At 71.0% G+C, this 20,534-nt stretch carries 18 protein-coding genes and 1 pseudogene; 6 read left to right on the top strand and 13 right to left on the bottom strand.

Features of this window, described 5'->3' with window-relative positions:
• Nucleotides 1-2: 2 nt before the first annotated feature.
• Nucleotides 3-1,040, bottom strand: a complete 1,038-nt coding sequence (locus IE307_RS36900; protein ID WP_191304092.1) for a methyltransferase — start codon at nt 1,038-1,040, stop codon at nt 3-5.
• Nucleotides 1,041-1,054: 14 nt separating this feature from the next.
• Nucleotides 1,055-1,654 (bottom strand): response regulator, encoded by a 600-nt coding sequence (locus tag IE307_RS36895; RefSeq protein ID WP_191304091.1) that lies wholly within the window; start codon nt 1,652-1,654, stop codon nt 1,055-1,057.
• Between the two features lie 421 nt (nt 1,655-2,075).
• On the opposite strand from IE307_RS36895, the gene shbA reads away from it, so the two are divergent.
• The gene (gene shbA / locus IE307_RS36890) at nt 2,076-2,690 is read left to right on the top strand and encodes an RNA polymerase sigma factor ShbA (protein WP_191304090.1); all 615 of its coding nucleotides are present in this window, start codon (nt 2,076-2,078) and stop codon (nt 2,688-2,690) included.
• Here shbA and IE307_RS36885 read toward each other — a convergent pair.
• From IE307_RS36885 to IE307_RS36850, 8 genes are all read right to left on the bottom strand, one after another.
• A complete protein-coding gene (locus IE307_RS36885) occupies nt 2,680-3,558 on the bottom strand; it encodes a methyltransferase domain-containing protein (protein ID WP_191304089.1) in 879 nt (292 codons plus the stop codon). The two genes, shbA and IE307_RS36885, sit on opposite strands and share 11 nt — an antisense overlap.
• A 79-nt stretch (nt 3,559-3,637) precedes the next feature.
• Nucleotides 3,638-4,234, bottom strand: coding sequence for a response regulator transcription factor (locus IE307_RS36880; protein WP_191304088.1), 597 nt, complete (start codon nt 4,232-4,234; stop codon nt 3,638-3,640).
• Between the two features lie 348 nt (nt 4,235-4,582).
• The gene (locus IE307_RS36875) at nt 4,583-6,082 is read right to left on the bottom strand and encodes a tryptophanase (RefSeq protein ID WP_229905452.1); all 1,500 of its coding nucleotides are present in this window, start codon (nt 6,080-6,082) and stop codon (nt 4,583-4,585) included.
• A 168-nt stretch (nt 6,083-6,250) separates the two neighbouring features.
• Nucleotides 6,251-6,841 (bottom strand): GTP-binding protein, encoded by a 591-nt coding sequence (locus IE307_RS36870; RefSeq protein WP_191304087.1) that lies wholly within the window; start codon nt 6,839-6,841, stop codon nt 6,251-6,253.
• Nucleotides 6,825-7,157 (bottom strand): DUF742 domain-containing protein, encoded by a 333-nt coding sequence (locus IE307_RS36865; RefSeq protein ID WP_229905451.1) that lies wholly within the window; start codon nt 7,155-7,157, stop codon nt 6,825-6,827. The genes IE307_RS36870 and IE307_RS36865 overlap by 17 nt, the downstream gene beginning before the upstream one ends.
• Entirely contained in the window at nt 7,154-7,582 is a 429-nt protein-coding gene (locus tag IE307_RS36860; RefSeq protein ID WP_191304086.1) for a roadblock/LC7 domain-containing protein, read from the bottom strand. Before IE307_RS36860 ends, IE307_RS36865 begins: the two co-directional genes overlap by 4 nt.
• Complete coding sequence (locus IE307_RS36855) at nt 7,579-9,846, bottom strand: sensor histidine kinase (RefSeq protein WP_191304085.1); 2,268 nt, start codon at nt 9,844-9,846, stop codon at nt 7,579-7,581. Before IE307_RS36855 ends, IE307_RS36860 begins: the two co-directional genes overlap by 4 nt.
• A gap of 555 nt (nt 9,847-10,401) precedes the next feature.
• Nucleotides 10,402-10,560, bottom strand: a complete 159-nt coding sequence (locus IE307_RS36850) for a hypothetical protein (protein WP_191304084.1) — start codon at nt 10,558-10,560, stop codon at nt 10,402-10,404.
• 19 nt (nt 10,561-10,579) lie between these two features.
• Here IE307_RS36850 and IE307_RS36845 point away from each other — a divergent pair, with 19 nt between their 5' ends.
• From IE307_RS36845 to IE307_RS36830, 4 genes are all read left to right on the top strand, one after another.
• Nucleotides 10,580-11,194 (top strand): hypothetical protein, encoded by a 615-nt coding sequence (locus IE307_RS36845; RefSeq protein ID WP_191304083.1) that lies wholly within the window; start codon nt 10,580-10,582, stop codon nt 11,192-11,194.
• A gap of 99 nt (nt 11,195-11,293) precedes the next feature.
• Nucleotides 11,294-13,843, top strand: coding sequence for an NPCBM/NEW2 domain-containing protein (locus IE307_RS36840; RefSeq protein ID WP_191304082.1), 2,550 nt, complete (start codon nt 11,294-11,296; stop codon nt 13,841-13,843).
• Nucleotides 13,837-16,716 carry a discoidin domain-containing protein gene (locus tag IE307_RS36835; protein ID WP_191304081.1) on the top strand — a complete coding sequence of 960 codons (2,880 nt, stop codon included), beginning with the start codon at nt 13,837-13,839 and terminating at the stop codon, nt 16,714-16,716. The genes IE307_RS36840 and IE307_RS36835 overlap by 7 nt, the downstream gene beginning before the upstream one ends.
• A 38-nt stretch (nt 16,717-16,754) precedes the next feature.
• Entirely contained in the window at nt 16,755-17,555 is an 801-nt protein-coding gene (locus IE307_RS36830) for an alpha/beta fold hydrolase (protein WP_191304080.1), read from the top strand.
• Here IE307_RS36830 and IE307_RS36825 read toward each other — a convergent pair.
• The gene (locus IE307_RS36825) at nt 17,477-17,968 is read right to left on the bottom strand and encodes a metallophosphoesterase family protein (RefSeq protein WP_191304079.1); all 492 of its coding nucleotides are present in this window, start codon (nt 17,966-17,968) and stop codon (nt 17,477-17,479) included. The two genes, IE307_RS36830 and IE307_RS36825, sit on opposite strands and share 79 nt — an antisense overlap.
• A gap of 81 nt (nt 17,969-18,049) precedes the next feature.
• Here IE307_RS36825 and ku point away from each other — a divergent pair.
• Nucleotides 18,050-18,835 (top strand): annotated as a pseudogene (ku, locus tag IE307_RS36820) (non-homologous end joining protein Ku); the annotation flags it as partial.
• Nucleotides 18,836-18,845: 10 nt separating this feature from the next.
• On the opposite strand, the gene IE307_RS36815 reads toward ku, so the two are convergent.
• On the bottom strand, nt 18,846-19,490 hold the full coding sequence (locus tag IE307_RS36815; protein WP_229905450.1) for a PP2C family protein-serine/threonine phosphatase: 645 nt from the start codon (nt 19,488-19,490) through the stop codon (nt 18,846-18,848).
• 70 nt (nt 19,491-19,560) lie between these two features.
• Nucleotides 19,561-20,499 carry a helix-turn-helix transcriptional regulator gene (locus IE307_RS36810; RefSeq protein WP_191304077.1) on the bottom strand — a complete coding sequence of 313 codons (939 nt, stop codon included), beginning with the start codon at nt 20,497-20,499 and terminating at the stop codon, nt 19,561-19,563.
• Between the last annotated feature and the right edge of the window lie 35 nt (nt 20,500-20,534).

Genomic DNA, 20,534 nt, shown 5'->3' with positions numbered 1-20,534 from the left:
GATCACCCGGTCGCATGGTCCGCGGTGACGCCGCGCACCGCTTCGACGGCGAACATCGCCGGGCCGATCCGGGTCGCCTCGACGAACACGAGTCCGCAGCTCGCGAACAGGTCCTGGAACTCCTCGACCGTGCGTTCCCGGCCCCCGAGCAGAACGCGCACGAGGACGTCCCACGACTTCGTCTGGCTGGGGGCGTTGTCGGGCACCAGAACGCGTTCGAAGAGAACGAGCCTGCCGTCGTCGGGCATGGCGTCCCGGCAGTGGCGCAGGATCTTCTCCGCGTCCGGCCGGGACCAGTCGTGGACGATCGACTTGAGGACGTGGAGATCGCCCTTCGGCACGACGCCGGTGAAGAAGTCCCCTGCCACGATCTCCATGCGCCCGTGAAGGCCGAGTTCGCCGCGCCTGCGCTCCGCCGAGGGAACGACGTGCGGCTGGTCGAACAGGGTGCCGGAGGCGTCCGGGTGTGCGAGCAGGATCGAGGCGAGCAGCGTTCCGTCGCCACCGGCGACGTCGACGACGTGCCGGTACGGGGAGAAGTCGTACCCCGCCAGCACGTCCTCGCCCTCCGAACGGCTGAGACCTGCCATGGCGCCGCCAAATACCGTCCCGAGCGCGGGATCGTCCCGCAGGTACTCGAACAACGGCTGCCCTTCGAGGTCCGGGAACGCCGGTTCACCGGTGTGCAGGGTGTACCCGGCGTGTCCCAGCACGTGGTAGTTGAAGCCCAGCAAACGCACGACGTCCCGCAACGAGGAGGGGTGCTCGGTGCGGAGCAACGCGCCCCGCGGCGTGAGCTCGAACGTGCCGTCCGGCAGCTCGTGGAACACCCCGTGTCCGGCCAGCAGCCGCAGGAAGCTGACGAGCGCGTCCTCGTCGGTGTCCGTCCGCGCCGCGAGCCACCGCGGTTGCGCCGGTCCGTCCGCGAAGTGGTCGGCGATGCCGAGCTCGGCCACGAGGTGCAGCACGCGGGAGGCGATCGAGGCCTCGGCGAGCTCCAGCAGGGCCGCGGAGTCCTGGGCACGGTTCACCTTGTCCATGACGAGCGTTCTCCTCAGTCGATGATGTTCGCGCGGATGGCCAGGCTGACGAGATGTGCACGGTCACGCGCCCCGAGTTTCAGCCGGGCCCGCCGGAGCAGTCCCGTGGCCCGGGCCGTGGAGACGCCGATCTCCCTGGCGATCACGGCGTCCGAGGAGCCGTCCGCCAGGAGCTTGAGCGCGCGCAGCTCAGAGCTCGTGAGCACGCCGATCCGGCCCTGGCTCGACGACTCCGCGGGCCCGGCTTCGCGGACGGACTTCACCAGGAACGACCGCGCTCCGTTGTGGACGGCGGCGTCGGCGAGGTGGCTCGAACCGGGTGACAGCACGGCGACGATGCTGGGCCAGTGGTGTCTGCTCAGCTCGGCGATGAGGCCCATCCCGGCGTCCTGCGGCAGGTCGAGGTCGACCAGCACCAGGTCCCGCGACTCGGAGGCCGCGGTGCGCTTCGGCTCCCCGGCCGGCCGCACCACGTGGACAGGGTTCGCGCCGACGCGCATCAGACCGCCTGCCAGCCGGGAACCGAACACGCGATCGCAGGTCACCACCAACGCGGAGAAACCGCCCCGCGCGCGATCGGGGGACTGGGACGTGACCGGGAAGGGGAACAACACCAATCCTTCGTCCCGCCTGCCGGAGCGAGGGCCGGTCCGGCAGGCCGGGTGAGACGAACCGAACGGACTCGAAGAGGGTGCCGGCACCAGGGGACCGGGTGCCGGCACCTTCACCGTAGAGCGGCCACGTCCCCTCTCCTGGCCGGCAGGTGGATCGATGCCCTTCCTTCTGGACACCCTGCGCTCGGGGACACGGACCAGGTGGCCCGGATCAGTCCTGAGTGGACTGAATGCCGGTCGTGGGCCTGTGTCGCAGATCGCGGACGGACGTACCGAAGGATTTCGCCGTTCGGCCCAGGTTTCGCCCCAGGTCTTTGCTCCGGCGCGGCTTTGCGGTCCAGTGAGGTCAGGAGAACGCTCACCGCTCGGGTCGTGATCGACCGGCGAGCCCGGCCTGGAGTGCACGACCATGGCACAACAGATGAGTTCAGTCGCGGGCATTCCCTACTGGAACGAGGACGTCGACGCGGAGGTGCAGGCAGCGGCAGCGGGCGACGAGCGTGCCGTGACACGCCTGCTGACCCACCTCCAGCCGCTGGTGATCCGGTACTGCCGCGCTCGGGTGCGCGGTCCCGGTTGCTCGTTCCTCGCACCGGAGGACATCGCCCAGGAGATCAGCCTCGGCGTGCTCAAGGCGTTGCCCGGGCTGCGCGAGCGGAACCTGCCCTTCCTCCCCTTCGTCTACGGCATCGCCGCCCACAAGGTCGCGGACGCGATGCGCGCGGCGAAGCGGGACCGCACGGAACCGACCGCGAGCCCCCTGGACGACCGGCACGCCGCGGAAGATCCCGAACGGCTGCTGCTGGAGGCCGAACTGACGGCGAGGCTCGACGCACTGCTGGAAGAACTTCCACCGCGGCAGCGGGAGATCGTGGTCCTGCGGCTCGTGGTCGGGCTCTCCGGCGACGAGACCGCGAAGGCGCTCGGCACCACCTCCGGGGCGGTGCGCGTCGCCCAGCACCGGGCGCTGGCCAGGCTGCGCACAGCACTGCGGGCCGGACTCCCCCGCCCCGGCCCGGCCGAGGTCACATCCTGACGGCCCGGAACAGCGTCTGCCCGAGCGCGGCGGGTCCTCCCGCGCACGACACCGATCTGACGAAGAACCCGGCGCGCCGCAACGCGGTGCGCCACCACCCGGCCGCCGGGAAGACCTCGCCCTGCCTGATCACCTCGCCGCCGGGACGCGGTGAGAAGCCGAAGTGGCTCGACACGAGCGAGGCGCAGTCGTCCCCGACCCGTACGACGAAGACCAGTTCGCCGCCGGGCACGAGCACGTCCCGCACTCGCGCGAGCAGGAGCGGCAGGTCGGGCACGCGGTGAAGCACGTTGGCGGACAGGACGACGTCCACCGGCCCGCTCGACCCCGCCTCCGTCATCGTCGCGAGGAACCGGCCGGGGTCGTCACCGAGGTCCAGCACGCGAGGCCGTCCCCCCGACGTCCGCGCGACGCGGTGCGCCAGGCCCGCGCACGCCTCCGTCACCTCGCCGGTGAAGACGTCCGGCCGGTCGACCAGCGACCGGACCCTCTCCCCCGCGAGGTCCTCGACGGTGATCCGATCGCTCAGCAGCAGGTCGAGGTTCCGCGCGGAGGCCCTTTGGAACTCCGCCATCCCGTCCGGCAACCGCAGTCGCGCGCACAGCCGGCCGAGGTCCTCGGGACGGGTTCCGGGCGGCTCTGCCGTCACCTCGACCCTCTCGCCGTCCAGTCCCACCACGCCCTCGCGCCGCAGGGCCAGCAGCCAGCGGCGCACCAGCCAGGTGTGCCGCGCGGCCACCTCCCTGCTCTCCAGCACCTCGTCCACGGTGGCGCGAGCACCCACCTCCAGGCCGAGCGCGTGCCACATGCTGTTCAGGCCGAATTCCTGCAGGCCCAGCAGGGGCGACGATCGAGTCGGGTGTGACATCTTCTCGTTTCGGAGAGCATTGGACGGAAAACCCAGGTGTTGTGATTTCGGCAGCGAACCGCTCTCTGAATTCTCGTGGTCACCAGATCACTCCCCGGCGCAGCGACTGCAGCACCATCGCCGCCCTGTCCCCCACGCCCAGCTTCCGGCTGATGCGTTCCAAGTGGGACTTCACGGTCAGGGGCGACAGGCTGAGCGCCTTCGCGACGCCGGCGTTGGTGTGACCGGAGGCCACCAGCCGCATGACCTCGACCTCGCGCACGGTGAGGTCGCCGGTGTGCAGCTCACCGTTCAGGGCGCGGCTCATCCAGTCGCCGCCGGTCTCCGGGATGAGGGAGCGCATGAGCACCCCGTCGACTCCAGAGGCGACCACCTGCGTGCGGGCCGCGTTGTCGTAGCGCGAGATCACGGCCAGCACCCGGTGCCAGCCGGCGCCGCGCAGGTTCCAGACCAGGTTCACGCCGTGCGGCCCGATCATCGCCAGGTCGACCAGCGCCAGGTGACCCGCGGGCTCGGCGCGCAGCACCTGGCGCAGCGCGTCCGCGTCGACCGCGTGGTGGACGACCTCCACGCCCGTCGCGACGAGCGACTCGGTCACCTGGGTGATGACCCGCGCGTCGGTGCTGGCGATCAGCGCGGAAGGCACGCGTTGCCCCGCGAAAGGCGGCGGGATCATCGCGTCCGTCCGTGCTCCACGGCAACTCGCGGTCATCGAATTCCTTTGCTCGGGGAGAACAAAGGAATCGTGACACGAATCGGAACACGTGTTTCGCCTGAATGACGCGACGACATTTCCGGGTGCGGACCGGGAAAGGCCGCACCCGGTGAGGGGTTTCCCTACTAGTTCGGCGGCCGAGGCGACGGGGCGGGTTCCCGCCGCCCGCCGAGCTGGGGATCGGCGAGCGGCGGCCGGGCCGCGCCGGACGTGCTCCCTCGCCGCGAAGACCCGTTTGGGGCCTTCCGGTTGTGGGAGCTCTGCCCGGTTCCCCGGCCGGCCTCCACCACGGATCTGGCCGACGCGTCCTCACCGACCACGACGGCCGACGCCCTCGGCGTGCACCGCGAACCCGTCCTCGACCACATCGCTCGGATCGGCGAAACCCTCGCGGTGGAACTCGACGTCCAGAGACCCGCGGTCCACCTGACCGACCGGCCTCGGGCTCTGCGCGACGGGCTCGAGGCGGCACTTGAAGTGCCGCAACACCTCGGGGCTCTCGACCAGCCGGTATCCGGGCAGCTCGCTCACGTGCTTCATGACGGAGGCGGCGGTCTCGGCGACGTACTCGAGATGACTCTGGGTGTAGACCCTGCGCGGCAGCGCGAGCCGCACCAGTTCCCGTGGCGCGGGCTTCACCAGGACGCCGTGCTCGTCGACGGTGCCGCACATCAGCGACCCGATCTCGACCGCGCGCACGCCACCTTCGAGGTAGAGCTCGGTCGCGAACGAGTGCGCGGGGAACAGCTCCGGTGGCAGGTGCGGCAGGACCGCACCGGCGTCGATGTAGACGGCGTGCACGCCCGGCGGACGCACGACCGGCACACCCGCGTCCGTCAGCAGCCCGGCGAGGTGTGCGGTGGCGGCCGCCCGGCCCCGGAGGTACGCCGCGTCGGTGCCCTCGCGCAGTCCCTGGGCCAGCATGTCGAGATCGCGCCCCGACAGGCCGCCGTAGGTGCTGAACCCCTCCCCCGCGATGAGCGCCTGTTCGCACCGGGCCGCCAGTCCGGCGTCGCGCAGGGCGATCACGCCTCCCATGTGGACGATGCCGTCCTTCTTCAGGCTGGCCACGCATCCGTCGGCGAGGGCGAACATCTCCCGCGCCACCGACCGGGGCGAGTGACCGGCGAACTCCCGTTCGTTCTGGCTGACCAACCACGCGTTCTCCGCGAACCTGGCCGCGTCGAGGAAGAACAGGACACCGTGCGTGCGGCAGATCTCGGCGGCACGCCTGATGTTCTCGATCGAGACCGGCTGGCCGCCGCCACCGTTGTTGGTGACCGTCATGATCACCTGACCGACGTTGCCCCACCGCAGGAACAACTCCAGCGCCGCGAGGTCGATGTTGCCCTTGAACGGGTGGGCGGACCGGATGTCGCGTGCTTCCTCGCACGGGATGTCCCGCGCCTCGCACCCGAGCAGCTCGACGTTCGCCCTGGTGGTGTCGAAGTGCGTGTTGCTCAACGACATCTGGCCCGGCTTCAGGGTGGCGGCGAACAGGATCCGCTCGGCCGCGCGCCCCTGGTGCACGGGGAAGATGTGCGGGTAGGACGTCAGATCCTCGATCTCGGCCCTGAACCGGTAGAAGGAGGGCGAACCCGCGTAGGTCTCGTCCCCGCGCGTTCCGGCCGCCACCTGTTCGGCGGAGAGCGCGCCGGTGCCGGAGTCCGTCAGCAGGTCGATCATCACCTGCTCGGCGCGCAGGTTGAAGGGGTTGTACCCGGCGGCGGCCATGAACTTCTCGCGCTCGGGGCGATCTGTGAGCGTGATCGGTTCGACCACCTTGATCCGATAGGGTTCCATGAGCATCGGACACACCCGAATTCGGTAGGCAGGCGCTCGCCACACGACGTGGCCAGCTGGTTACCCGTCTGATCTATCAGGCCTTTTCGCCTCCGGTCACCCATTCGGGGACGCGCGGGCAACAACCGTGTACGGAGCGTCTCCACGAAGGACGTCCACATCGGACGGACGCGGTCAGTGCGGCACCGCGACGCCCGTGCGGGTCACGCGGTGCAGGATCGCCTGCTCGACGGCCGCCAGCAGAACGTTCTTCACCGACTCCCGCTCCCGCGCGTCGCAGAAGACGAGCGGGGCGCTCACGTCGAGGTCGAGCGCCTCGCGCAGTTCGTCGGCGTCGAAGCCGCGTTCGCCCGGGAACTGGTTGACCGCCACGACGAACGGCAGACCGGCCTGCTCGAAGTAGTCCATGACCGGGAAGCAGTCCTCGATCCGGCCGGTGTCCACCAGGACGACGGCGCCGAGCGCGCCGTCGACGAGGTCGTCCCACAGGAACACGAACCGCTCCTGGCCCGGTGTCCCGAACAGGTACAGCACGAGCGTCGGGTCGAGGGTGATCCGCCCGAAGTCCAGGGCGACGGTCGTCGTGGTCTTGCCCGTGCGCTCGCCCCGGTCGTCGACGCCGACCGACCTCTCGGTCATCGCCGCTTCGGTCACCAGCGGTTCGATCTCGGAGATCGCGCCGATGAGGGTGGTCTTGCCGACGCCGAAACCGCCGCTGATGACGATCTTGGTGGAGATCGGCTGGTGCTCAGAGTGCCCGGACACGGTCCCTGATCCTTTCGAGGAGCTCGATGGAGAGTTCTGAGGCCTGGTGGACCCGGACGTGCCCCTCGGCGACCAGGTCGCCGACCAGCACCCGCGCGACCCCGAGCGGCAGGCCCAGCCGGGCGCCGAGCTCCGCCACCGAGGTCGGGGTCACGCACAACCGGACCGCGGCCGCCCGTTCGAACCGCAGGGACGCCGCGGACGCGTCCGGTGCCGCGACGACCAGGGCCTCGACCCGCAACTCCGCGCCCGCCGACCGCGTCCGGCCACCGGTGACCATGAACGGCCGGACGAAGGCGTCCGCGTCGCCGGTCACCCCGGCAGCCTCTCGCGGAGCTCTCCGATCAGGACCGGCGACAGCATCCGGCCCGCGCGCTCGGCCAGGCCGGCCATCTCGTAGCCGACCGTCCCGACGTCGCAGCCGTCGTCCGCGATGACCCCGAGGCAGCTGCCGTCCCCGACCGCGGAGGCGAGCAGGAACCCGCGCTGCATCTCGATCATGATCAGCTTCATCCCGTCGAACTCGTACCGGCGCGACGCGCTGCGCGCCAGGCTGGCGAGCCCCGAGATGACCGCGGCGAGCCGATCGCCCTCGGCGCGGTCGAGTCCTTCGGACATCGCGATCAGCAGGCCGTCCGACGACACCGCGACCGCGTCGCGGACCCCGTGGGTGTCGCGGACGAAGTTGCCCAGCAGGAAGTCGAAGGTGTGTGCGGCACTGCGCCGGACATCGGTGCTCACTGCGTTTCCTCCTCCGAGCCGGTGACGATCCGCACCGGTGGTGGTGACTGCGCGCCGCGCTGGTGCCCGGAGCGGAAGGTCGACAACATCGACCGGACGTCGTCCGGTGAACGGTTCGCCGCCGGTGCGGCGCGGTGCACGGGCGTGGCCGGCGCCTTGACCGCGGACCGGGTGCGCTTGGCCAGGCCGTTGCGGGTGCGCCCGGACGGCGGGGCCACGCGGGCCTCGGTCGTCGCGACCACGACCGGGCGCTGGTGCCGGCTGGGCGCGCCCGGCGAGATGTCGGTCGGCGGCTGTTCGACCGGCTGCTCCTGCGGCCAGGCGATCGGCTCGTCGGCCGCACGCGGCCGCTCCTCGGCGCTGGTGAGCAGGTCGGCGGGCACGGTGATGCGAGCGACCACCCCGCCCACCGGCGACACGGTCAGCTCCACGCCGACCTGCAGGCGCCGTGCCAGCTGGCCGACCACGTAGTGCCCCAGGGACTTCGTGGGAGCGACGAGGAACACCTCCTCACCGGACAACCGCGCGTTCGCCCTGGCGAGCTCCGCCTTCGTCATCCCGACGCCGTGGTCGACGACGGCCAGCACGTACTCGTCCGCGCTCCGCCGGCCGTAGATCTCGACGTTGATGTCCGGCGGCGAGAACGCGAGGGCGTTCTCCGCCAGTTCCGCGATCATGTGCGCCAGCTCGGTCACGGCGGCCCCGGCCACCTTCGCCTCGTCCACCCAGCGCAGGACCACCCGCCGGTAGTCGGCCACTTCGGACAGACCCGCGCGCACGACGTCGGTCACCGGCATCGGCTCGGTCCACCGGCGCGGGCTGCTGCGGCCCGCCAGCACGAGCAGGCTCTCGGCGTTGCGCCGCATCTGGGTGGCGAGGTGGTCGAGCTGGAAGAGGTTGCTCAGGGCTCCCGGGTCCAGCTCGTCCTGTTCGAACTCGCTGATGAAGCCCAGCTGGCGGCGCAACAGGTTCTGATTGCGGTGCGCCAGGTTGGCCAGCGACTCGGTGGCGTTGTGCCGCAACACGACCTGCTCGGCCGCCAGGTCGAACGCGGTCCGCTGCAGGCTGTTCACCGCCGCACCGGCCTCGGTGATCTCCCGGACGGCGTCGTCGGGAACGACCACCGGGCGCGGCGGCTCCGGACTTCGTGCGACCAGGTTCTCCTTGCTGATCGCGGCGGGCAGCCGGCGCAGCGAGATGTCCTGCGCCTCGTCCGCCAGCCGTTTGAGCGGGCGGATGATGGTGCGAACGCTCGACACGACCAGCAGCACGGCGATCGCGATGGCGAGCAGCGCTCCCACGACGTAGCCGGCCACGATCCACGTCTCCTCCCGCACCAGCGCGGCGGCCCGATCGCGCATCTCGGTCGCCGTGGCGGCGAGCAGGGCGAACGACCCGTTCACCACCACCGACATGCGCTGCCACCAGGCTGTGACGTCGAGTCCGCGCAACGGCCGGTTCCCGGTGGAGTCGGTGGCGAGGGCCTCCAGCCGTTCGGCCTCGACGGCGTCGGCGGACTTGAGCAACCGTGCCAGGCCGTCCCTCCGCTCCCGCGTGGCCTCGTGGCCGAACAACACGAACCCGGCGTTCTTGTCGGCCCGCAGTGCCGAGTACTCCGCGAACTCCCCCGGCCCGAAGCCGCCCCGCGCGAAAACGCCGGTCAGCAGGTCACGTTCCGCCGCGGCGGACTCCTGCGCCCGCGCCATGACGTAGAGGGGGTGGCTCAGGTCGAGCAACCGCGGGTCGTCGGAGTTCTCCAGCGTCAGGTTGACCTCGTGCACGTTCCGGATCACGTCCGAGTAGTGCCGGAACATCGGCAGGAGCTGGGCGCTCCCGGCGTCGACGGCCTGCCGGACGTTCACGGTCTGCTCGAACCCGCGCAACGCCTCGCGCATCGCGTCCATCTCGGGCAGCGACGACCCGGCGACGGCCGCCTCGAGCGCCCCCAGCGCGTCGTCGGTCTTCACCCGCTGCCCCACGAGCTGCTCCGCGAACGGCGTGAAGCCCCCGACGACCCCCGCGCTCAGCCCTCGCTCGAGTTGCGCCTCGCGAACGAACCTCCCGATGGCCGCGGCGAATCCGACGGACTCGTCGACGTCCTGGGTCAGCATGAACGAGCGCAGCGTCCGGGTGACGTCCACCGAGACCACGACGACCACGAGGACGATCACGAGCAGGAGGATGCGGCTGAGCCCACCGCGGATCGTCTGCGCGCGCAGCGAGACGCCGAACCGGCGACCGGCGGGGTGCTTCGAGCGGGTCACGGGAACTCCTTCGCGGTGGGCGGGCATCGCGCCCGCCGCGCCGGCCAGGTCCCGCCGGCGTGAACTCTCCGAGATTCCCCCATTGGGATGTAACGGAGGACACTTCGCGACCGGACAGGGCTCGAAGTGGAGGAGGTTCCTCCACGAGCTCGGGCACGACGGATCTTCGCCACGACCTCCCCGGAGGACGCCCTCGTCGTCTTCCGGGGGCGGGCGCGGCGTCGAGCCGCTGGGGCGGGGCTGTCGCTCGGCTCGCGGGGTGCCGATCGTCGAGGCGATCGGACCGGTCGTGCGCCTGATGGGCCGCGGTCGTGCCATCGCACCGGGTCTGCTCACCGGTGCGGGCGGTCTGACGATCGTCGGCTTCAACGCCGAGTACGGGGCGGCGGGCGGTGTCGGAGACGGCCTACGAGTTCGCTGTGGCGCTGGGCATCGCCGTGCCCGGCACGGTGCTGCCGGCGTGGGCCGCGACGGGCACGCTCACCGGGGCCGTGCAGGGAACGGCGTTCATAGCGGCCGCGCTCCTGGCCGCAGCCTCGTTCGTGGCCTACCGGTTCATTCCGAGCGGGACGCCTCGGCCAGGCGTGCGTGCAGGCGCTCCCTGATCTCGTCCGGGGTGTAGGCGGCGCGGCGGCGCTGGTTGCGGGCGGCGACCACGCCGCTCGCCGCGACACCCGCGAAAGCGGCGATGCCGAGCAGCTTCCAGAGCTTCATGTGCCTAGGCTATCGGGCTATGCCGACAACCCTGGACCAAGCCGTCGAGATGACCCGCACCGGTGACGTGTGGGTGTTCCGCGGGCGCAGCCCGGCGGACCGGGCGATCCAGGCCATGACGAACAGCCCGGTGAACCACGTCGGCATGGCGATCGTGATCGACGACCTGCCGCCGCTGATGTGGCACGCCGAGCTCGGCAAGTCCCTCAAGGACATGTGGAGCGGCACCCATCAGCGCGGTGCGCAGTTGCACGACCTGCGCGAGGCCGTGGTGACGTGGCACGACAAGTACGGGCAACGGGCGTGGCTGCGGCAGCTCGACTTCGAGGTGACGCGCGAGATGGAGGACGCGGCGCTGCGGACAGTGGCGCGGCTCGACGGCACGCCGTTCCCGTCGACGGCCAAACTCGCCTCGCGCTGGCTGCGCGGGAGGGTTCCGGTGGGAGGCAGGACCGACGCGACCATCGAGAGCGCGTTCTGCGCGGAAATCGTCGCCGTCACGTACGAGGAGATGGGGCTGCTGCCCACGCGCAGGCCCAACTGGTACGACCCCGGCCGCTTCTGGAGCGGTGACGACCTCGACCTGCTCGGCGGCGCGAAGCTCGGCAAGGAGATCGAGATCGTCGTCATGTGAAAAGCCTGTCCGCAAGAGGACTGATAATCATCAGCCACTTGACCGGGTGCGGACCGCCTCCACACGATGGAAGCGGTCTCACACCGGGAGCTGACAACGATGTCACGACTGCTCGTACTCGTGCTCGCCCTGCTGTTGCCCGCCGCGCCCGCCGTCGCCGCGCCCACCGGCTGGACCGTCCGGGGTCCTGGCGAGGTCACCGCGGAACTGGCCGTGAACAGCGGCAACCTGACACTCGCCGTTCATCGGCAAGGCAGAGCGGTGCTCCAACCGGCAGCAGTCGGGCTCACCACGACCACCGCGGACCTCACCAGGGACCTGGCGCTCACCGGGCGCAGTGACCGCGTTGTCAACGAGCGCTACACGATGCCGACCGGCAAGCGGCTGCAGCGCACAGCCCGCATGACCGAGAGCAGGTTCGGCTTCCGCAACGCCGCGGGCACCTTCGACCTGGTCGTGCGCGTCGCGGCGGACGGCGTCGCCTACCGCTACGTGCTGCCGCAGCCGGCGACGATCACCGCGGAGGCGTCGAGCTTCCGCGTCCCCGCCGAGTCGAAGGCGTGGCTGCTGCCCTACAACGCCTGGTACGAGGCCAACCGCGTGCGCACGACGGCCGGTGAGGCCACCGGCGACTTCGGCTACCCCTCGCTCTTCCAGACGGGCCAGGACTTCGCGCTGCTCACCGAGTCCGATGTGGACGGCCGGTACGCGGGCAGCAGGTTGCGCAGGAGCGGCGACGGTTTCCAGGTCGTGCTGGCCGACCCGCAGGTGGCCTCGACCGGCACGACCCCCTGGCGCACCGCGATCGTCGGCGACCTCGGCGCGGTCAGCACCTCCACGCTCGTCGACGACCTGGCCACCCCGTCGAAGCTCGCGGACCAGAGCTGGATCAAGCCGGGCAAGGTCGCGTGGTCGTGGCTGAGCGAGCACTCCAGCCCGGGCGATTTCGCACGGCAGAAGCAGTACGTGGACTTCGCCGCCCGCAACGGCTGGCAGTACTCGCTCGTCGACGAGGGCTGGAGCGCCGCGTGGGTGCCGGAGCTCGTCCGGTACGCCCGCGCGCAGGGCGTGGAGATCCTGCTGTGGATGCACTGGACCGACCTCGACACGCAGCAGGAACGCGACACCGTGCTGCCCAGGGTCAAGCAGTGGGGCGCCAAGGGCGTGAAGCTCGACTTCATGGAGTCCGACTCCCAGGAACGCTATCGCTGGTACGACGCCGTGCTGCAGAAGACGGCCGATCTCAAGCTGATGGTCAACTTCCACGGCTCCACCATCCCGCACGGCCTGGCACGCACCTGGCCGCACGTGCTCACGATGGAGGCCGTGCGCGGCGCGGAGAACAACCCGCCCGCCGCCAACAACCCCGTGCAGTTCTTCACCCGCAACGTCGCCGGCTCGATGGACTACACGCCCGTGTCGCTCGAAGTCGGCACGAAGGAGGCGTCGATCGCGCACGAGGTCGCGCTGCCGGTCGTGTACGAGTCGGGCTGGACGCACTTCGCGGACAAGCCCGAGGCCTACGAACGGCACCCGCAGGCGTTGCGCTACCTCAACCAGCTCCCGACGGTCTGGGACGAGACCCGGCTGCTCGACGGTGACCCCGACTCGCACGCCGTGGTCGCCCGGCGCAACGGCGACAGGTGGTTCGTCGGCGGCATCGCCACCCAGGAACGCTCCCTGCGGGCGCCGCTGAGCTTCCTCGGCGGCGGGCAGTGGCTGGTCGAGACCGTCCGCGACCCCGCCACCAGGGCCGACGTCGTCCGCGACCGGCAGGTCCTGCGCAACACCGACACGCTCACCGTTCCCGCTCGGCGCAACGGCGGTTTCGCCGCGGTCATCTGCCGCAACCGCCCCGGTCTGCAGACGTGCGACCAGCCGATCCGCCAGGTCCCGAAGACCACGCTGACCGTCACGCCCGGCGGGGTGACCGACACCCCGGCCGGCTCGCCCCTCGACGTCACCGGCACGTTCACCAACGGCGACAAGGAGATCCGCGACGTCAAGCTGACCGCCACAGCGCCGGAGGGCTGGTCCGTCACGGGACCGGTCGTCACGAAGCGCACGCTCGCACCCGGCGAGTCGATCAGCGGCAGCTGGCGGCTCACGGCGGGCACGCGGGTCGGCCCGGTGGACGTGCCGGTCGTCGCCACCTTCGGCGACGTGCACGTCGAACAGGCGGTCAAGGCGTTCGTGCCGCCGCCGACGCCGTCGAACGGGGCGCAGGTCAGCGATCTGCCGTTCATGAGCGAGACCAACGGCTGGGGCCCGGTCGAACGCGACAGGTCCAACGGCGAGAACACCGGCGGTGACGGCCAGGTGCTGTCCATCGGCGGCACCACCTACGCCAAGGGGATCGGCGTGCACGCCCCGTCCGAGGTTTCCGTCTACCTCGGCAGGAGCTGCGAGCGTTTCACCGCGAAGATCGGCCTCGACGACGAGACCACCCAGGCGGGCTCGGTCGCGTTCCAGGTGTTCGGTGACAACAAACCGTTGTACGACAGCGGAGTCATCCGGACCAAGGGTGCGGCGACACCGATCGACGTCGACCTGACGAACGTCCGGATGCTCAGCCTCCGCGTCACCGACGGCGGCGACGACCGCAACTTCGACCACGCCGACTGGGCGGAGGCCGCGCTGACATGCTGATCAACCGCCGGACGTTCCTGGTGGCAACGGGTGTGCTGACGCTCGCGCCGGAAGTCTCGGTCGCACAGCTCAAAGACACCTACTACGAGGTGCTGCTCAGGCACACCAGGTGGGCCGAGACGCAGTACGACGCCACCGCCGGACGCTACCGGCGCACGGACTTCGGGTTCGCGGTCGTGCTCGGCAACGCCGTCCTGCTCACCAGGGGCACCTACGACGCGGCCCTGGCAGGCGTCGAGAAGGACGTGCTGGAAGCGCACACCCTCGCCACGATCAAGCACTTCGCGGCGAGCAACGTGCTGGCGGGCGGCGCGGAGTGGGGCAAGACGTTGTTCTGGGACACCACGTTCCAGTCCTACTTCGTGCTGGCCGCCCGCCTGCTCTGGCCCGGTCTGGACGCGGCGACCCGCGCGAACGTCGAGGCGATCGCGCGCGGCCAGGCCGACTACACCACGTCGCTCGGCACCGCGAACGACCCGCGCTCCGGCAGCTGGACGCCGAACGGGCTGACCGGCGGCCACCGCGGCGACACCAAGCTGGAGGAGATGGGCGTCTACGCCCAGGCGCTCGCCCCCGGCCTGGCGTGGCACGGCGACGGGCCGGGCTGGCGCGAGGCGTTCGGCCGCTGGAGCCGCAACGAGGCGGGGCTGCCCGCCGCCGACCTCGCCAACCCGTCCACAGTGGACGGTGTCGCCATCTCGGCCAACACGGCGACGAACCTGCACGACACGTTCATCGTCGAGAACCACGGCTCCTTCGGCCCGCACTACCAGGAGGAGCTCTGGCGCACCTCGGGCCGCAACGCCGTGCACTTCCTGCTCGCCGGGCGACCGCTGCCCGAGGTGCTGACCAGGCAGCCCAACGGAGAGCTGTTGTGGCGCACCATCCTCGCCACGATGAGCGACGCCGGCGAGCCGTTGATGCCGATGGTCAACGACCGGGAACACCTCTACGGCCGTGACGTCATCCCCCTCGCCTTCCGCTCCACGGTCCTGCGCGACCCGATGGCCGCCCGCGCCGAGGCCGCGCTCGCGTCCCGGCTGCTCGCCTACCAGGCCCACCCGCCGGTCCACCGGCTCGCGAAGTTCTCCGGCGAGGCCAAGTACGAGCCGGAGGCACGGGCGGAGCTCGCGATCAGCTACCTGCTGCACGAGCTGCGCCCGCCTGCGGAACCGGTGTCCGAGCAGGACTTCTTCACCCGCGCCGCGATCACGATCGACCACGGCGCGGACCCCGGCCTGCTGACGCACCAGTCGGCGGCCGCCTGGGCGGGCACCGTGACCAAGCCGGGCTTCACGAAGCTCGCCTGGCAGCCCTCGCACGACGACTGGCTGTTCAAGATCAGCGGCGCGACCCCGATGCTGCTGCCACCGACGCCGGTCACCGGCCGCGACACCACCGCCTACCGCAAGGTCCGCGACGGCTTCGACGCGACGGCGAGCCTGCTGCGGTTCGCGGACGGGTTCGCGGGCACCGCCACCCTGCCCACCGGCACCATCGTGTGCGCGCTCCCCCTTCCCGGCCGGGTAGACGTGCACAACCTCGCGATAGCGGGGATGCCGGGCCTCTCCGGGTCCCGCACCTACACGGGTTCGGCGGGTCGCGTCACGGTCAAGGCCCGCGAGGGTTTCCGGGTCGACGAGCTGACGTTCCCCGCGACCACCGCCCGTCACGTCCGCATGACCGGCATCACGCCCCACCCCACCTACGGCTACTCGCTGTTCGACTTCGAGACCGGGACGAGGCCCGCGGTGACCACCGCGTCGTCGTCCGACCCCGGCTACGAACCCGGCAGGGCGACGGACGGTGACCCGGCCACGCGCTGGGCCGTCGCCCGTGCCGAACGCGGTCGTGCGGACAGCTGGATCGCGGTGGACCTTGGTGCCGCCACGACCGTGAGCCGCGTGCGCTTGCGTTGGGAGACAGCGGCCGCGGTCGCCTACCGCGTGGAGACGTCCGCCGACGGCGCCGCGTGGACGACGGTGGCCGAGTACCCGCGCCCTGACCTCAGCACGCCGGGCTGGCTCGACGTCGACGGCCGGGCGGGGTTCGTCGCCAGGTCGGCCGAGCCGATCACCGTGCGGGGCGACACCATCACCGTGCCGGCCGGGCTCGTCGAGGGGTACGTGCGAGCCGACCTGCGCAAGATCGCTGCGGAACCGGCACCGGACTGTCCCTCGGGCGTGCTGGCGAGCACCGCCGACGGGTTCCTGAGCCTGTTCAACCTGACCGGCGCCGACGTCACCGGCACCGTCCGCCTGCGCGGCACCCGCCTCTACCGGGGCACGCAGGTCACCACCCGCGACGGCACCGAATACGCGCTCACCCTGCCCGCGGCCACCGCACGGGTCGAAGCGCCGTGGTTCACCGCACGCGGCATCCCGCCGGGCATCACCGCAGTCGTGCACGACGCGCGGAGCCTCACGTTCCGCGGCGGCCCGGCCGCGTTCGTGCTGACCCACCGCGACGGCCACTCCCTCCCGGTCGTGCTGGGCAGGGGCGAGCGCACGGTGACCTTCCCGCTGGCCACCCCGTTCCCGGTCAACGACCTCGCACTGGGCCGCGTCACGTTCCCGGACTCGGTCCTGCCACCGGGCATGAGCGACCCGGCGGCCGCGGTCGACGGCTCCCAGCGCACCGCGTGGACACCGGGCCGCGACGGCCGCATGGTCGTGGATCTCGGTGCCGTGCACGCCATCGCCGATGTCAGTCTGAAGTGGACGCACGGTCGGCCGCCCCCGCACACCGTCACCTACAGCCTGGACGGCAGGACGTACGGACCGGCCGCATCCGCCCGGTACGTGGCGGTGTCGACGCAGTGGAAGCCGGGTTACGCGTCGCTCCAAAGCGTGGTGGTGACGCCCTCGGCCTGAGGCGGGTTTAACGGCGGCATGCCGGGCAATCCGATGGCATGTTCGACGGATCGCGTTCCACCCCACGGGAAGGCGTCGTCCGCGCACTGTGGAGCGTGCCGAAGCTGGTGCGGCACCCGGTGTGGCGCGGCGCCGACCCGGACGTGGGCCAGGGGCTCGGCGTGGTGCTCGTGCCCGGCTTCGGCGCGGGCGACGTGAGCCTGCTGCCGGCGGCGTCCTGGCTGCGCGCCCGCGGCTACGTGCCGACGAGCGCGGGAGTCGGGCTCACCGTGGGCTGCACGGCGGACCTGCTGGCGAAACTCCTGCGCACCACCGAGGAGCACGCCGAGCGCACCGGTCGCCCGGTGGTCCTGCTCGGCCAGAGCCGCGGCGGCTGGCTCGGCCGCCTCGTCGCCGTGCGGCGCCCGGAACTGGTGCGGGGCCTGGTGATGATGGGAAGTCCCGTGCTCGACCCGATGGGCGCGCGTCCGAGCCTCATGCGCGTGGTCCGGTTCCTGACCCGCCTCGCCTCGGCGGGTGTGCCGGGCCTGCTCGACGAGGACTGCATGCGCGGGCCGTGCTTCGAGGAGCACAGCGAGATCCTGGCCGAGCGGCTGTCGGTGCCCGCTGTGTCTATCTTCTCGCGTTCGGACGGCGTCGTGCCGTGGCAGTTGTGCCAGGACCCGTGCGCCGAGTGCGTCGAGGTGCGCAGCACGCACACCGGCATGGGGTTCGACCCGCACGTCTACGAGGTGTTCGGCCCGCGGCTCGCGGCCTGGGCTCAGGTGACCGGCACGATCCGCGCGCCGAGCAGCACGCCGTCGGCGATGTCGAGCAGCCCGAGCGTGCCCTGCGGCTGACGGCGCTTGTCGGTGGGCGAGCCGGGGTTGAACACCCGGACGCCGTCCTCCTGCTCGTCCCACGGGATGTGCGAGTGCCCGAACACGACGAGCCGCGCGGCGGGGAACCGGCGGCGCATCCGGGTCGCCCTGCCGGTCTTCTGCCCGCTGTCGTGGATCATCGCGAACGGCAGTCCGTCGATTTCGGACTCGACGACGTCCGGTGCGCCCCAGGCCATCACGTCGGGCCCGTCGTTGTTGCCGCACACGGCGATCACGGGCGCGTACTGCGCGAGTTCGTCCAGCACGGGAGCCACGCACACGTCTCCGCCGTGCAGGATCAGGTCCGCTGACCGCAGATGCGCGGCCACGGCCGGTGGGCACCGCTTCCAGAACCGTGGCGCATGGGTGTCGGACAGCACGACGACTCTCACGGCGCGACCGTAGCAACCCCCGGGACCACCCACACGACTGATCGACGAGTAACCCCACCTCCGACGGGGTACCTGACCTGCATGGCGAGGGCGATCTGGAGCGGTTCGGTCAGTTTCGGGCTGGTGAGCATCCCGGTGGAGCTGTACAGCGCCACCACGGACCACACCGTGCACTTCAACCAGTTCCAGCGCGGCACGTCCGACCGCATCCGCTACAAGCGGGTCAACGAGCGCACCGGCCGAGAGGTCCCCTACGACAAGATCGTCAAGGGCCACGAGACGGACAACGGCGAGTACGTCATCGTGGAGCCCGAGGAACTGGACGAGATCGCCCCCGGCCGCAGCCGCACGCTCGACATCGAGGCCTTCGTGGACCTCGACGAGATCGACCCGGTGCACTTCCAGAAGACCTACTGGCTGGGCCCGGCGAAAGCCGAGTTCTCCCGCCCGTACCTCCTGCTCGCGCAGGCGATGAAGAAGACCAACCGCGCGGGCATCGCCCTGTTCGTCATGCGCGGCAAGCAGTACCTGACGGCGCTGACGGAGGACAAGGGCATCCTCGCCGTGCACACGCTGTTCTTCGCCGACGAAATCCGCAAGCCGAAGGACGTGCTGGACGTGACGCCGCAGGGCCGGGCGCCGCGCGGCAAGGAGCTCGACATGGCGGTGTCGCTGGTCGAGTCGATGGCCGACGACTGGCGGCCGAAGGACTACCGCGACACCTACACCGAGCGGGTCACGAAGCTGATCAAGGCCAAGCAGAAGGGCCGCAAGGTGAAGGTCGAGGACGAGCCGGCCGAGGCGACCGGGGTCGTGGACCTCATGGAGGCGTTGCAGCGCAGCGTCGAGGCGAGCAAGAAGAAGCGCGGCAAGAAGGTCAGCTGACGACCAGGGCCGTCGCGTTGTCGGTGCCGTGCGCGTACAGGGCCGCACGCACCAAACGCTCCGCCGTGGCGTGACCGGACAGGATCGCTTCGATGCCGCCGTGCCCCAACGGCCCGTAGACACCATCGGACACGAGGGCCACGCAACCGGCCCGTGTCGCCGCACGGCCGATGTTCTGCAACGTGGCGTGACGGACGGTGTTGGTGACGATGTGCTCCATGCGCGGTGCGGGCGTGGTGCCGCGCGAGCGGAAGTACTCGGCGACCGTGTGGTCCGCGGTGAGCTGCACGAGGTCTGAGCCGTCGGACGCGTACGCGCGCGCGTCGCCTGCCCACGCCACGTCGAAGCCTCCCTCCGGGCGGGCCACCGCCACCACGATCACGGCGTCCCCGGAGTGCACCTGCAGGGCGTCGCGGGCGGCGAGGATCGCCGAGACCGGGTCGACCGGCAACGCCGCCGCGCGTGCGGCCGCCCACGCGGCCTCGGCGGCGGCTGAGGAGTCGCCCACGCCATCGGCGACCACGAACGTGCGGCGGCCCACGGCATACGCGTCGGCGTTGAACGTGCGCGGTCCACGGTCCGACGCGTGGGTCACGGTGAGAGCGGTGCCCAGTGGCATGGTGCGATCGATCAGCATGACGGACCTCCCTGACCTCCACTGAGCCCTTCGCGGCTAGGAGTCTGCTGTCAGGACCCTGAGAATCTCTCTAGAACTTCGCCGCCCGGCGAAACCGGTCCGCTGCCCGGAGCAACGCGGCGGACAGTTCCGGCGGGGAGACGACCTCGAACTCGACCGTGATGCTCGCGAGCATGAACACCACGTCGTCCATCGTCTCGCCTCCGACCCGCACGAGGCACGACTTTTCGTCCACGGCCGAAACCTCGCCGTAGCTCTGCCAGTCCAGCGCCTCCGAGGCGGGCACGCCCAGTCGCACGACACCCTGCACGGGCCACCGGTCGGCGACACGCGCCGCCACGAACGCCCCCGCGTCACCGCCGGGGATCTCACGCGGTGTGAAGCGCGCGCCGAACGGCGTCCGCACGCTCATCCGTTCGAGTCGAAAAGTCCGCCAGTCCTCCCGGAGCACGTCCCACGCGACCAGATACCAGCGCCGTCCCCACGTCACGAGCCGATGAGGCTCGACGTCGCGCAGCGTCCGCTCCCCCGAGTGCCCGACGTAGTCGAACCGCAGCCGCTGCCGGTCGCGGCAGGCAGTCCCGACGGCCGTGAGCACCCCGGCGTCCAACGCGGGACCAGCGGACGTGTGCGGCACCGTCGAGATCTCCAGCGCGGCGACTCGGTGCCGTAGTGCGGAAGGCAGCACCTGCTCGACCTTCAGCAACGCGCGCACGGCCGTCTCACCGATGTTCTCGATGCCGCTGGCGGTCCGCAGCCCGACCGCCACGGCCACCGCCTCGTCGTCGTCCAGCAGCAGCGGAGGCAACTGCGCGCCCGACCCGAGCCGGTAGCCACCGCCGGACGTGCCCAGCGACGCGTGCACCGGGTAGTCGAGCGTGCGAAGCCGGTCGACGTCACGCCGGACCGTGCGCGTGGTGACGCCCAACCGGTCCGCGAGCTCCGCGCCGGACCACTCACGGCGCGACTGCAGCAGACCGAGCAACTTGAGCAACCGGGCAGAAGACACTGTAGGACCATAACTGTCCTACAGCTGAAATAGCG

It is taken from the genome of Lentzea cavernae, from assembly GCF_014653695.1.
Lineage (GTDB): Bacteria > Actinomycetota > Actinomycetes > Mycobacteriales > Pseudonocardiaceae > Lentzea > Lentzea cavernae.
The sequence above is the reverse complement of the archived record's forward strand: the minus strand, read 5'-3'. Positions and strand labels throughout refer to the sequence as shown.